This is a genomic window from Paraburkholderia nemoris, assembly GCF_905221015.1.
GTDB classification, from domain to species: Bacteria; Pseudomonadota; Gammaproteobacteria; order Burkholderiales; family Burkholderiaceae; genus Paraburkholderia; species Paraburkholderia nemoris.
Genome location: NZ_CAJNBO010000013.1, coordinates 176,575 through 189,879, shown reverse-complemented (window position 1 = coordinate 189,879; position 13,305 = coordinate 176,575). Strand labels below are relative to the sequence as shown.

Here is a 13,305-nt window from a genome sequence, read left to right as displayed (position 1 = left end):
TCGAGGTCTCCGGCACTGCGCATGCCGGAGACCGCTTGCCCATCAGCCTACCAGCGAGCTGTTATACGTGACGCCACCGATCACCACGTTGCTGAGCGTGATGGATTTCACGTTGCTCACAAAGACCGGCCCTGGCGTAGTCGTCGTTGCCGGTCCCACGCAGATCGGCGTTCCGAGGTTGCAGTTCGAGATCGTCACGCCGGTAATCGGCTGCACCGTCGGCACGGGTAGCGGACCGTTGTAGTCCGCAGCCACCGGACCCTGCGCGACGATCGCCTGGAAGCACGAAGCCGACGTCGCCGAGAAGCCTGTCGGCATCGCGTAGCTCACCGTACCCGACACGTTGGTCGCATTCACGTTCGTGATGTTGACGTTGTTGATCGTCGCCGGGTTCCAGCGCACCGAATCGCCCGAGGGGCTGTAATCGCAGTCGAACGTGATCAGGCCACCCTGTCCGGTAGACGGGTTTGCCGCGAGACCGACCGTGCCCGTACCGGGGACCGAACCCGGAACGCTCGAGCCCAGCGCGCCGCCGCCGTATTTCCCCGCCAGATTCACGCCATTGGCCAGCGTTACACCATTGATCCACACGTTGTTGATGAAGCCGCCACGGTTCATGTTGGTCTTGAAGCGAAGCGCGATATTCAGCGGATTGGTCGCCCAGTTCTCGTTCTGCATCGTCAGATTGCGCGCGTAGACGTTTTCCACGCCCGCGCTCATTTCGCTGCCGATCGTGAGCCCGCCGTGGCCGCTCTGCATGGTGCAGTTCTGGACCACGATGTTCTGCATCGGGCCGTACTCCGTGTCGAGGCACTTGCCGGACTTGATCGCGATGCAGTCGTCGCCGGTATTGAACTGAACGTTCTGCACCAGCACGTTGTTACACGCATCCGGGTCGAAGCCGTCGTTGTTCGGGCCGATGCTGTCGGCAAACACGCCGTCGATCACCACGTTCGTGCAATCGGTCGGATGGTGCTGCCAGAACGGCGTGTTCTGCGTGTGGTAATTCTGCAGGAGCACGTTGGTGCAGCCGATGAATTCGACCATGCACGGACGCAGGAAGTGACCGAGACCGAAGACGCGATTCACAACCGGCACGCCGAGTTCCGACAGCGCGGGCAGGTAGTTCTGGTCCTGATTCCAGCCCGAAACCGTGAGCAGATTCATCAGCGTCGTTGTCGTGCCATCCTGATTCGTGAACGACACGTTGGCTTGCGGATTCGTGACCTGGGCCGCGGGCAGACTCGTCAGGGCCGTGCTGGCAGGGTAGGTGCCGGCGTTGGCCGGGTAGGAGGTGGTGCCCGTGTTCGCGTCGGCTTGCGAAACCGGTGTGCCTCCCGAAGCCGGTTTCACGTAACCATACGCGCTACTCGTGCCCTTGAAGGTCCACCAGCACGACGTCGGCGGCTTGGTGCTCAACTGCATCGGCGTCATTGCCTGACCGTTCAGAACGCAGGTGTTGTCGTCGGCGGTCAGCGCGATGTTGTTCTGCTGATACGCATAGATCGGCGAGCCGAAGTTCAGGCAGTCGTTCGCTTGCCAGCGCGTCCAGTACAGATTGCCGTTCGCAGTCGGGTACGGACCATTCTTCGCGTAGTCAGCCGGGTTCGGGCTGAAATAGATCGTGCAACCGGAGCTCAAATGGAAATTCACGTTGCTCAGGAGAACGATCGGGCCGCCGCAATACCAGTTGCCGGCAGGCACCACCACGCGGCCGCCGCCCACCGCGTGCGCGGCCTGAATCGCGGCATTGAACGCGGAGCACGAATCATAGACCGTGTCCGTCATATCCCACGGCACCATCACGTTCGAGCCGGGGCTTTGCGGCGACGTTGCAGCCTGCGAGCCCGTCACCCATGAAATCGCGCCACCGGGCCACGCGCTTGCCTGGATCAAGGCGGACGCCGGCAGCGTCCGTGCGCCGTAGCCCGTCACCTGGAAATCAACCGCGGGGAACGTCGACGTGGTGATGCCCGCAAGCTTGTTGATAATCGCCGTTGCCTGGCCGGTTGGTCCCCAGATTGGGTCCGCAGCTGCGGTTGGCGTAGTCGACACGGGTGTCGTAGCGCTTAAAGAGCCGCTGCTGCCGCCGCAGGCGGACAGTCCGCCTAGCAGGGTTGCGCCCGCGGAGGTTCCCGCGAGCACGATAAACGCTCTGCGTTTAGGCGAGTTTGGTTCGTCCTGGCTGCGGATTCTCGATGTCGCCGGCTTGCCGTTGTTTTTATCTTTAGATGCCACGGATGTCTCCTTGCCCTTTGCGGGCGTTGTAAGTGATCGTCAGTTTTTGATGGGCCATGCCTCTTCAATCCGTCGCTTGATTAAGCGGCGAATATCGAACCCATTTGCATGGCCGTCAGTCATCCTTAGTATTTGTAATAAAACTTTATTGATGAGTGTGGTTGGGTTGCTGTGGAGATTAGTGAGGACGCTTAACGCGGCCTGCGCCGTTTCATCTTCTCTATTTGCATAGAGCAAGCGGAAACGGCGCTGCGGATTAGGCTTGCGGCCTTGCAGGTTCAGGCGGTCTTCTGGCCGATCTCGTGATTGGCGAGTATTTCGAGCGCGCGCACCATGGCGGAGTGATCCCATGCCTTGCCGCCATGCGCCACGCAGGCGTTGAAGAGCTGCTGGCAGGTGGCGGTATTCGGCAATGAGACGCCGAGCGCCTGAGCCGTCGAGAGCGCGAGATTCAGATCCTTCTGGTGGAGCTCGATCCGGAAGCCCGGGTCGAAGGTGCGCTTCGTCATCCGTTCACCGTGTACTTCGAGAATGCGCGAGGACGCAAAGCCGCCCATCAGTGCTTCGCGTACACGCGCCGGATCGACACCGGCTTTGGAGGCGAGCAGCAGTGCTTCGCCGACGGCCTCGATCGTCGCGGCGACGATCACCTGATTGGCCACCTTGCACACCTGGCCCGCGCCGACAGCGCCGATCAGCGTGACGTTCTTACCCATCATGTCGAAGAGCGGCTTGACGCTCTCGAAGGTTGCGGGTTCGCCGCCCACCATGATGGTCAGCGAACCGGCCTTGGCGCCGACTTCGCCACCGGAAACCGGTGCATCCATATAGTCCGCGCCGCGCTCACGCACGCGGGCTGCGAAGTCACGGGTGGCCATCGGCGAAATCGAGCTCATGTCGACCACCGTCTGTCCTGGGCGCAAGGCCTCGGCGAGACCGTGTTCGCCAAACAGCACGCGTTCGACGTCCGGCGTATCCGGCACCATGACGAAGATCACGTCGGCATGCACGGCCACGGCGGCCGGACTGTCACACGCGACGGCGCCGGCCTGGGTGAGATCGTCGGGCACGCCACTGCGCGTAAACGCAGCAAGCGCGACGCCGTTCTTGAGAAGGTTGGCGGCCATGGGCTTGCCCATGATGCCGAGTCCGATAAAGCCTGCTTTTTGCATGGAAATCTCCGGAGATGTCATGGCGGCCGTCCTTACTTCCGGTCCGCCTGTTTCTGCATGAAGTGTTTTTGAACGGTCTGCGCGGCGGCTTTCAGCAGCCCCATATCGGCACAGACCGCGATGACGCGGCAGCCCATCGAGAGATAGCGCTCAGCGTCGGCCTGCACGGGCGCGAGGATGCCGCTCGGCTTGCCGGCGGCCTGTGCGCGCTCGAAGACGCGCGCTATCGCCTGTTGCACGTCGGGATGGTTCGGGTTGCCGATGTGGCCATAGGCAGCCGCGAGATCGGACGGTCCGACGAAAACGGCATCGACGCCGTCCACGGCGAGAATCTCGTCAATATTGTCGACCGCCTTGCGGCTTTCGATCTGAACGATGACGCAGACGTTGTCGTTGGCGATGTCGAAGTAATTGGTAACGGTCGCATAGCGATTGCCTCGTTGGCTCACCGAGACGCCGCGGATGCCCTGCGGCGGATAACGCGTCGCGGCGACAGCACGCACCGCGTCTTCGGCGCTATCGACGAACGGCACCAGAAAATTCGAGAAGCCGCTGTCGAGGAGCCGCTTGATGAACACGCTGTCGTTGGCCGGGGGGCGCACCACCGGTGCGCTCGGGCTATCCTTGAGCGCCATCAACTGGGGGATCAGCGTCAGAACGTCATTCGGCGCGTGCTCGGCATCCAGCAGCATCCAGTCGAAGCCGACAATGCCGAGCAGTTCCGTAGCAATCGGGCTGGCAAGCGAAGCCCAGCAGCCGATCAGGGTTTCGCCGCCGCAGACGGCGCGGCGAAAGCTATTGGGTAGAGGCTGATATGGCGTGGCGGCTGTCATGGGTGTCTCCTCGAGCTGCGATTGAGCGGGCAGGTAAGCTGGCAAATAAGCTGGCAGATATAAGCGGGCAAGCTCCGACGTTTACTGATTGAAATGTTATAGGTCGTCGTACATCTTAATGAAGATTAGCATCGGAGCGATTGGTTGTAACGGCCACGTAAACCCGAATTCCTCACTGCGCAAGGGTTTCAGGTTGCACGTAGGCCACTCAATGTTGTAGGATGACCTATATCTGAGATGTCCATCCAAGGAAAGCGAAATGTCTATTACCGGCGAAATGCTGATTGGTCGCAAAGCAGTGCGCGGCGAGGAAAAACCCTTGCGCGCGTTCAATCCCGCCACGGGAGCCGACATCGCCGAGCCGGTGTTCGGCAGCGGCTCGGTCGCGAATGTCGAACTCGCCTGTGAACTTGCACAGAAAGCGTTCGACCCGTACCGGCATTTGCCGCTCACGGTGCGCGCCGAGTTTCTCGAGCGTATCGCGGACGGCATCACGGCGCTCGGCGACGCGCTGATCCAGCGCGCGCACGAAGAGTCCGGCCTGCCGAAGGCGCGCCTTGAAGGCGAGCGCGGCCGTACCACTGGCCAGCTCAAACTGTTCGCGCAAGTCGTACGCGCCGGCCAATGGCTCGCCGCCACGCTCGATTCACCGTTGCCCGAGCGCAAGCCGCTGCCGCGTTCCGACCTGCGGATGCAAAAGATTCCGCTGGGCCCGGTCGCCGTGTTCGGCGCCAGCAACTTCCCGCTCGCGTTTTCGGTGGCGGGCGGCGATACCGCTGCGGCGCTCGCGGCGGGCTGCCCGGTGGTGGTGAAGGCGCATCGCGCGCACCTGGGCACCTCCGAGATGGTCGGTCGTGTGATTCAGCAAGTCGCGCAGGATATGGACCTGCCTGAAGGCGTGTTCTCGATGATCGTCGGCGCCGGCAATTCAGTCGGTGAAGCGCTGGTCGCGCATCCGGCGATCAAGGCGGTGGGCTTCACGGGTTCGCGCGCAGGCGGCACGTCGCTGATGCGCGTCGCGGCCGCGCGGGCCGAGCCGATTCCGGTCTACGCGGAAATGAGCAGCATCAATCCGGTGTTCCTCCTGTCGAATGCGCTGTCGCAACGCGGTGAGGCCATCGCGCGTGGTTTCGTCGATTCGCTGGTGCTCGGTGCGGGGCAGTTCTGTACCAACCCGGGCCTCGCGATCGCTGTCGACAGCGACGCACTCAAGGGTTTCGTTGCAACGGCGTCCGAGGCACTGAGCGGCAAGCCGGCGCAGACCATGCTGACCGCAGGCATTCACGCGGCCTATGAAGAGGGCGAGGACAAGCTGGCGGCGACGCGCGGCGTTGAGGCGGTTGCACGCGGCATTGACGCGACGGGCCCGACGCAGGCTTGCGCGGCTCTGTTCGTGACCGACGCGCTGACCTTCCTGTCCACGCCGGCACTGGAGGACGAGGTTTTCGGGCCCGCCTCGACCATCGTGCGCTGCAAGGACGATCAGGAGTTGCTCGCTGTTGCCGAGCACTTCGACGGTCAGCTGACCGCCACGGTGCAAATGGATAGCGCCGATCTGGCAGCGGCGAAGAAGCTGGTGCCGATTCTCGAGCGCAAGGCCGGCCGGATTCTGGTCAATGGTTTCCCGACCGGCGTCGAGGTTTCGCACGCGATGGTGCATGGCGGCCCGTTCCCGGCGACGTCCGATAGCCGGGCGACGTCAGTGGGCACGACGTCGATCGAACGCTTCCTGCGTCCGGTGTGCTATCAGGATTTCCCGGCCGATCTGCTGCCGGAAGCGCTGGCTGACGCCAACCCGTTGGACCTGTGGCGCCGTCGTGACGGCGAGATCACGCGCAGCTAAGCGATGCGTGAGCGGCGCTCAAGTGGGCGCCGCGTGAGAAAAAAATGGCCGGGATATCCCGGCCATTTTTGCATTCAGCGTGGTGAATCAGTGCTTGCTCAGCGAAAAGAATCAGCTATTCGCTTCAGCTGCTTCGTTGGCGCGCCGCAGCCGCTCGCGGCTATTCGACAGGTGCATGCGCATCGCCGCGCGCGCGCCTTCTGCGTCGTGCCGCGTGATCGCCTCGAGAATGCTTTCGTGCTCCAGGTTGACGAGCGACAGATACGCGTCGGGTTCAGCACGCGCGATCCCCGCCGAGTCGAGCCGGTTGCGCGGAATCAGCGCGCTGCCCATTTGCGTGAGGATGTCGACGAAATAGCGGTTGCCGGTTGCGCGCGCCACGGAGATATGGAATTGCAAGTCGGCATCGACGCTATCCAGCCCGTTGTGGCGGGTGGCTTCGATCGCGTCGAGCGCGGCGCGCATGCGCGCGAGGTCGTCTGGTTTGGCCCGTTGAGCGGCGAGACCCGCGCATTCCGTTTCAAGGCTGATGCGCAGCTCCAGGATCGACAGTACGTCGCGCAAGGTGGTGGCGGGCACCATGTCGATGCCCAGCTTTTCGCGCTGCGGTTCCAGCACGAAACTGCCGATGCCATGGCGTGTCTCGATGATTTTGCCTGCCTGCAAGCGTGAAATCGCTTCACGGATGACGGTGCGGCTCACGCTCAGCGTGACCATCAGTTGCGATTCGGTCGGCAGTTTGTCGCCGGGCTTCAAGGCGTTAGACGCGATTTGCTCGGTGACGTAGCTGACGACAAACTCGGCAAGATTGCGCGCGCGCCGTGGCGGTGCTGCGGATGCCAGTGGTGTAGCCATCGAAAACGCCCCTTGAATCAAATAGTTGCAGGTACTTCCTACGATTCATTATACCGTCGTCTGACGACTGATTATATAAACGCCGGATCATTTTAGGCATCGGTGTCGGACCTGGCGTCGATGCCCGGTTTCAGGCGCCTGGCGGACAAGCCGCGTTATTGGCAGGCGCCCCCGGGAAGTACGATAACCGCCTGACTGCTAGCCTCGGCGCAGTTCGACCCGTTTGATGTCTTTCACGATCACGAGATAGCTGAACACCGTCAGCAGGGCATTCAGGCCGACGAAAACCAGTGCGCCGTTGAACGACCCGGTCTTCGCGACGAGATAGCCGATCACGATGGGCGTCACGATGCCGGCGACATTGCCGAACATATTGAAGATCGCGCCCGACAGCCCGAGTGCCTCTTTCGGCGATGTATCAGCCACCACGGCCCAGCCGAGTGCGCCGATGCCCTTGCCGAAGAACGCGAGCGACATGAGCGCGACGACGATCCAGTCGGTCGACACATAGTTGCAGCCGATGATGCACACCGACAGCAGCATGCCGCCGACAATCGGCACCTTGCGCGCGATGGTGAGCGAATGCCCGCGCCGGATCAGCCCATCGGACAAGATGCCGCCCAGCACGCCGCCGGAGAATCCGCAGATCGCCGGCAGCGACGCCACCAGACCTGCCTGCAGAATCGTCATGCCGCGCGCCTGAACGAGGTAGATTGGAAACCAGGTCAGGAAGAAGTAGGTCAGCACGTTGATGCAGTACTGGGCGAGATAGACGCCGACCAGCATGCGGTTAGTCAGCAGTTGACGCACCAGCGACCAGCCACCGGTGCTGGCGACGTCCGCGGCTCGGGCCGCTTTCGTGTGCCCGTTCACCACGCCGCCGCCCTGTTCGATGTAGTCGAGTTCGGCGCGCGAGACACGCGGGTGATCGGCGGGGTTCTTCATCACCTTCAGCCAGGTGAGGGCGAGCAACAGTCCGGTCAGGCCCATCACGAGATAGACCGCGTGCCAGCCGAACGCATGGGTCAGCCAGGCCATCAGCGGCGTGAAAATGACTGCCGCGAAGTATTGAGCCGAATTGAAAATGGCGGAGGCGGTGCCGCGTTCGTTGGTGGGAAACCAGCTCGCCACGACCTTGGCATTGGCCGGAAACGCCGGCGATTCGGCGGCGCCCATTGCGAAGCGCAGCACGAACAGCGCGGTGACGGCGGCGGCTGCGCTGCCCAGCAGACCGATCGAGCTTTGCAGCAACGTAAACAACGACCACAGGAAAATGCTCGCCGCGTAGACGCGCCGCGCGCCGAAGCGGTCGAGGAGCCACCCCGCCGGCAATTGAGACAGAACATAGGCCCAGCTGAACGCGGAGAAGATGTAACCCATCCTGATCGCGTCGAAACCGAATTCGGCGCGCATCGCGGATCCGGTTACCGAGAGCGTGGCGCGGTCCGCGTAATTGAAGGTCGTGATCAGAAAGATCAGCAACAGAATCGCGTAGCGGACTTTGGTGCGCTTTGCGACGTGGGCGGGGCTCGCGGTGCGGCTCATTTCCATCGTCATCTCCTGAACTTTTTATCTGTGAAAAAGCGCCCGGTGACGTTGCCGTCCCGGGCGCTCTTTACGGTGCCGCGTGCTCGAGCCAGATTCGGCCAGGCTCGCACGGCTTGGCGCCTTGCTGCGTTACTGCGCGCCGAGCTTCTTGATCAGCACGTCGAGTTGCGCCATTTCTTCTTCGGTCAGATCGGTCAGCGGTGCGCGCACCGGACCTGCGCTATGGCCGACCAGCTTCGCGCCGGCCTTCACGATACTCACCGCGTAGCCCTGGCGGCGGTTGCGGATCGCCAGATACGGCAGGAAGAATTCGTCGATCAGCTTGCCGACCGTCGCGTGGTCGTTCGCGGCAATCGCGCGATAGAAGTCCATCGCGGTCTTCGGGATGAAGTTGAACACGGCCGACGAGTACACCGGCACGCCCAGCGCCTTGTAGGCCGCGGCGTAGACTTCAGCGGTAGGCAGGCCGCCGAGATAGGAGAAGCGGTCGCCGAGGCGGCGGCGGATCGACACCATGTTCTCGATCTCGCCCACACCGTCCTTGAAGCCGATCAGGTTGGGGCAGCGCTCGGCCAGCCCTTCGAGCATGTCGGCGTTAAGCTTGGAGTTCGCGCGGTTGTAGATGATCACGCCCATGTTCGGCACGGACTTGCAGACTTCTTCGGCGTGCGCCGCGATGCCTTCCTGGCAGGCTTCGGTCAGGTAGTGGGGCATCAGCAAAATGCCGTTCGCGCCGTGACGTTCGGCTTCCTGGGCATACGCGATTGCGACGCGGGTCGGGCCGCCGGCGCCGGCGAGAATCGGTACCTTGCCTTTGCAGACTTCGGTTGCCGTACGCACGACGTTCGAGTAGTCGTTATGCGTGAGCGAGAAGAATTCGCCCGTGCCGCCGGCGACGAACAGGGCCGACGCGCCGTAAGGTGCGAGCCATTCGAGGCGCTCGGCATAAGTGTCGGCGCGGAAATCGCCTTGTTCGTCGAAGTCGGTAACGGGGAAGGACAGAAGGCCTTCCGAAACGATCTGCTTCAGTTCCTGCGGTGTCGTCATGATGAGTATCCAGGGCGTCGAATGGGGTCGGTATTTAGAAATGATGATTTCTTATACGTCATCGTACAACAACAATTCGGCTAACTCAACGGTGTTTTCACGGCATAATGCGCGCCATAGGGTAAATACGGAACGTCTGGGCAACCTTTCATGTTGTAGGATGACGTATGAATGATTGACGCAACAGTTGGTGCAACAGTTGGCCAGCAGGCGTGAAATCGCCACAAGGATCGATGTCATGGAACAAACCCCGCTCTACATTCGCGTTCACCCCAATGACAATGTCGCGATCGTCGTCAATGACGGCGGTCTGGGTGAGGGCGCTGTATTTCCCGATGGCCTCGCGCTGCGCGAGCGTGTTCCGCAGGGGCACAAAGTCGCGCTGGCCGATTTCGCGGAAGGCGACGAAGTCATCCGCTATAACGTGGTGATCGGTTACGCGCTCAAGGATTTGCCGAAGGGCAGCTGGATCAACGAGCACGTGATTCGCATGCCGAGCCCGCCGGGGCTGGAAGATCTGCCGATCGCCACCATCAAGGCGCCGGAGATGCCGCCGCTGGAAGGCTTCACGTTCGAGGGCTATCGCAATGCCGACGGCTCGGTCGGCTCCCGCAACATTCTGGCGATTACGACCACGGTGCAATGCGTGGCCGATGTGGTTCAGCACGCGGTCACGCGCATCAAGGCTGAACTGCTGCCGAACTATCCGAACGTCGACGATGTAGTAAGCCTTGGCCACACCTATGGTTGCGGCGTCGCGATCGACGCGCCGGATGCAATGGTGCCGATCCGCACCGTGCGCAACATCAGCCTGAATCCGAATTTCGGCGGCGAAGTGATGATGGTCAGCCTCGGTTGCGAGAAGCTGCAGCCTGAACGCCTGATGCCGCCGGGCACGATTCCGATTGCCGCTGCTGCGAATGTCGCCGAAGTAGCCGACATCGGCGACGTCGAAGCCGATCTGAATGGCGACGTGGTGGTGCTGCAGGACGAGGCGCACGTCGGCTTCCAGTCGATGATCGAGTCGATCATGAGAATGGCCGAAGGCCATCTGAAGCGGTTGAATAATCGCCGCCGCGAGACCTGCCCGGCCTCCGATCTGGTGATCGGCGTGCAGTGCGGCGGCAGCGACGCATTTTCCGGACTGACCGCGAATCCCGCCGTGGGCTTCGCCACCGATTTGCTGGTGCGCGCCGGTGCAACGGTGATGTTCTCCGAAGTCACCGAAGTGCGCGACGGCGTCGATCAACTGACGGCGCGTGCGGCCAATGCGGACGTGGCGGCTGCGATCATCCGCGAGATGCAGTGGTACGACGATTATCTGAAGCGCGGCGGCGCGGACCGCAGCGCCAACACCACACCCGGCAACAAGAAGGGCGGCCTGTCGAACATCGTTGAAAAGGCGATGGGCTCGATCATCAAGTCGGGCAACTCGGCCATCTCCGGCGTGCTGTCGCCTGGTGAAAAGGTCAAGCAGAAGGGCCTGATTTACGCGGCCACGCCGGCGAGCGATTTCATCTGCGGCACGCTGCAGGTCGCGGCGGGCATCAACTTGCATGTATTCACGACCGGCCGCGGCACGCCGTACAGCCTCGCTGAAGTGCCAGTCATCAAGGTCGCGACGCGCTCCGATCTCGCGCGCCGCTGGCACGATCTGATGGATATCAACGCCGGTACTATTGCGACCGGCGCCGCGACGATCGAAGACGTGGGTTGGGAGCTGTTCCGCCTGATGCTCGACGTCGCAAGCGGACGCAAAGAGACGTGCGCGGAGAAACTCAAACTCCACAATGCGTTGACGCTGTTCAATCCGGCGCCGGTGACCTGATAGTACCGATCGTAATCACGACAAAGACTGGGATATGACTGACTCGAACCTCGACCGCCCGGCGGCGCAGAAACCTTTCCGCCGTCTTCTGCTCACGGGCGCTGCCGGCAACCTCGGCAAGCAGTTGCGCGGTGCGCTCGCTGCATGGGCCGATGTAGTACGCGTCACCGATATCGCGCCGCTGGGCGAAGTGGCGGCGCATGAAGAAGCATCGATCGTGGACCTCGCGGATGAAGCCGCCGTTCATGCGCTGCTGGAAGGTGTGGATGCGGTCGTTCATCTGGGCGGCATTTCCGTCGAGGCGCCGTTCGAAGATCTGCTCGAAGCGAATATCCGCGGCCTGTACAACCTTTACTCGGCGGCGCAGAAGCAGGGCGTGAAGCGCATCGTGTACGCGAGCTCGAATCATGCCGTGGGTTTTCATCCCACGACGTCAGTGGTCGATATCGACGCGCCGCTGCGTCCCGACAGCCTGTATGGCGTGACGAAGTGCTTCGGCGAATCGCTGTCGCGCTATTACTTCGACCGCTTCGGTCTCGAGACGGTGTGTCTGCGGATCGGCTCGTCGTTCGAGCAGCCGAAGAATCCGCGCATGCTCGTCACCTATCTGAGCTTCCGCGACTTTATCGAACTGGTGCGCTGCTCGCTATTTACCAACCGGGTCGGGCACGCAATCGTTTATGGCGTCTCGGATAACCGGACCAAGTGGGTTGATAACACCAAGGCGGCGTTCCTCGGTTTTCGTCCGCAGGACAGTTCGGTCGAGTTCGAGCACCTCTTTCCGGTCACGGCACCCACCACCGACCTCGACGATCCGACGCAGCATTTCCAGGGCGGCCCGTTCGTGCTGGCCGGTCCGATGGAGCCGAAGCGGTGAGCGGCATCGCGAACCCGCGGGTGGAGCGTGTCGAGGCGGCAGGGCAGGCGCCCGCGTCGGTCGGCGAGAGCCCGGTATGGCGTGCCGCTGAACAGGCGCTCTACTGGGTGGATATTCCGGCGCAAAAGATCGTGCGGCTGCGGCTCGAAACGGCTGAGCGCACCGAGTGGCAATTGCCGGAGAAGGTGGCGTGCATCGCCTTCGATCATCGCGGCACGGTGCTGGCGGGCTGTGAGACCGGGCTCTTCGCGGTCACTTTGACTGAAGACGCGCCCCGCGGCGAAGCGATGAAGGTGACGGGCAAAAAGCTCGCTGCGCCGCTCTTCGCTTTCGACGATATGCGCTTCAACGACGGTCGTTGCGATCGGCAAGGGCGCTTCTGGTCAGGCACGATGGTGCAGGACATGGCGGCGGCAAATCCTGCGGGCGCGCTCTATCGCTTCGACGAGCGGGGCGTGCTGTCGGCGCCGGTTGTCGACGCGTTGATCACGCAAAACGGTCTGGCGTGGTCGCCCGATGGCGCCACGATGTATCTGTCTGACTCGCATCCTCTGCGCCGGCAAATCTGGGCGTTCGATTACGACATCGAAGCGGGCGTGCCGCGCAATCGGCGCGTATTCGCCGACCTGCATGATTATGCTGGTCGTCCTGACGGCGCGGCGGTCGATGCCGATGGCTGCTACTGGATTTGCGCAAACGACGCCGGCCTGCTGCTGCGTTTTACGCCGCAAGGCAAGCTCGATCGGCAGATTGCTGTGCCGGCCGTGAAACCGGCAATGTGCGCGTTCGGCGGCCGGGATCTGGACACGCTGTTCGTGACGTCGATTCGCCCCGCGACGGGCGCGAGTGAACACGACGGCCACCTGTTTGCCGTTCGTCCCGGTGTGACCGGGCTGCCCGAGCCCGAATACGCGGGCGAACTCTGAACAAGCGATGTGCATGAGGCGGGCGCCGGCGAATTAGCACGTCGGCGCCCAACAGTTGCTGCCTTTTATTCGTCACTTGTCGTACAACATAGTGGCAAAAATGCCACTCTCGGGTCATCTTCCTCCCTACGAAAAATA

The 13,305-nt window shown here is 62.4% G+C and carries 10 protein-coding genes; 4 read left to right on the top strand and 6 right to left on the bottom strand.

The window, feature by feature from the left end; genetic code table 11:
• Window positions 1-42 precede the first annotated feature (42 nt).
• From KHO33_RS21505 to garL, 3 genes are all read right to left on the bottom strand, one after another.
• Window positions 43-2,238 (bottom strand): glycoside hydrolase family 28 protein, encoded by a 2,196-nt coding sequence (locus KHO33_RS21505; protein ID WP_200567334.1) that lies wholly within the window; start codon window positions 2,236-2,238, stop codon window positions 43-45.
• Window positions 2,239-2,516: 278 nt separating this feature from the next.
• Entirely contained in the window at window positions 2,517-3,410 is an 894-nt protein-coding gene (locus KHO33_RS21500; RefSeq protein WP_234480786.1) for a 2-hydroxy-3-oxopropionate reductase, read from the bottom strand.
• A 32-nt stretch (window positions 3,411-3,442) separates the two neighbouring features.
• Window positions 3,443-4,243, bottom strand: a complete 801-nt coding sequence (gene garL / locus KHO33_RS21495; RefSeq protein WP_054040227.1) for a 2-dehydro-3-deoxyglucarate aldolase — start codon at window positions 4,241-4,243, stop codon at window positions 3,443-3,445.
• A 259-nt stretch (window positions 4,244-4,502) separates the two neighbouring features.
• Here garL and KHO33_RS21490 point away from each other — a divergent pair, with 259 nt between their 5' ends.
• A complete protein-coding gene (locus tag KHO33_RS21490) occupies window positions 4,503-6,086 on the top strand; it encodes an aldehyde dehydrogenase (NADP(+)) (RefSeq protein WP_200567336.1) in 1,584 nt (527 codons plus the stop codon).
• 111 nt (window positions 6,087-6,197) lie between these two features.
• Here KHO33_RS21490 and KHO33_RS21485 read toward each other — a convergent pair whose 3' ends face one another.
• The 3 genes from KHO33_RS21485 to kdgD form a co-directional block, all read right to left on the bottom strand.
• A complete protein-coding gene (locus KHO33_RS21485) occupies window positions 6,198-6,941 on the bottom strand; it encodes a FadR/GntR family transcriptional regulator (protein WP_054040224.1) in 744 nt (247 codons plus the stop codon).
• Window positions 6,942-7,139: 198 nt separating this feature from the next.
• The gene (locus KHO33_RS21480; RefSeq protein ID WP_200567337.1) at window positions 7,140-8,492 is read right to left on the bottom strand and encodes an MFS transporter; all 1,353 of its coding nucleotides are present in this window, start codon (window positions 8,490-8,492) and stop codon (window positions 7,140-7,142) included.
• A 126-nt stretch (window positions 8,493-8,618) separates the two neighbouring features.
• Window positions 8,619-9,536 (bottom strand): 5-dehydro-4-deoxyglucarate dehydratase, encoded by a 918-nt coding sequence (kdgD, locus tag KHO33_RS21475; RefSeq protein WP_093646437.1) that lies wholly within the window; start codon window positions 9,534-9,536, stop codon window positions 8,619-8,621.
• Between the two features lie 238 nt (window positions 9,537-9,774).
• Between kdgD and garD the strand changes: the two genes are divergently transcribed.
• From garD to KHO33_RS21460, 3 genes are read left to right on the top strand one after another with little or no spacing between them, the layout of a single operon-like run.
• The gene (gene garD / locus KHO33_RS21470) at window positions 9,775-11,364 is read left to right on the top strand and encodes a galactarate dehydratase (RefSeq protein WP_200567338.1); all 1,590 of its coding nucleotides are present in this window, start codon (window positions 9,775-9,777) and stop codon (window positions 11,362-11,364) included.
• A 34-nt stretch (window positions 11,365-11,398) separates the two neighbouring features.
• Complete coding sequence (locus tag KHO33_RS21465) at window positions 11,399-12,241, top strand: NAD-dependent epimerase/dehydratase family protein (RefSeq protein WP_200567339.1); 843 nt, start codon at window positions 11,399-11,401, stop codon at window positions 12,239-12,241.
• Window positions 12,238-13,167, top strand: coding sequence for an SMP-30/gluconolactonase/LRE family protein (locus tag KHO33_RS21460; RefSeq protein ID WP_200567340.1), 930 nt, complete (start codon window positions 12,238-12,240; stop codon window positions 13,165-13,167). Before KHO33_RS21465 ends, KHO33_RS21460 begins: the two co-directional genes overlap by 4 nt.
• Window positions 13,168-13,305 lie beyond the last annotated feature (138 nt).

Bases quoted from the DNA above. Each gene is read 5' to 3' on its own strand.
- KHO33_RS21500 (WP_234480786.1), bottom strand. From the start codon at position 3,410: ATGCAAAAAGCAGGCTTTATCGGACTCGGCATCATGGGCAAGCCCATG.
- garL (WP_054040227.1), bottom strand. From the start codon at position 4,243: ATGACAGCCGCCACGCCATATCAGCCTCTACCCAATAGCTTTCGCCGC.
- KHO33_RS21490 (WP_200567336.1), top strand. From the start codon at position 4,503: ATGTCTATTACCGGCGAAATGCTGATTGGTCGCAAAGCAGTGCGCGGC.
- KHO33_RS21485 (WP_054040224.1), bottom strand. From the start codon at position 6,941: ATGGCTACACCACTGGCATCCGCAGCACCGCCACGGCGCGCGCGCAAT.
- KHO33_RS21480 (WP_200567337.1), bottom strand. From the start codon at position 8,492: ATGGAAATGAGCCGCACCGCGAGCCCCGCCCACGTCGCAAAGCGCACC.
- kdgD (WP_093646437.1), bottom strand. From the start codon at position 9,536: ATGACGACACCGCAGGAACTGAAGCAGATCGTTTCGGAAGGCCTTCTG.
- garD (WP_200567338.1), top strand. From the start codon at position 9,775: ATGGAACAAACCCCGCTCTACATTCGCGTTCACCCCAATGACAATGTC.
- KHO33_RS21465 (WP_200567339.1), top strand. From the start codon at position 11,399: ATGACTGACTCGAACCTCGACCGCCCGGCGGCGCAGAAACCTTTCCGC.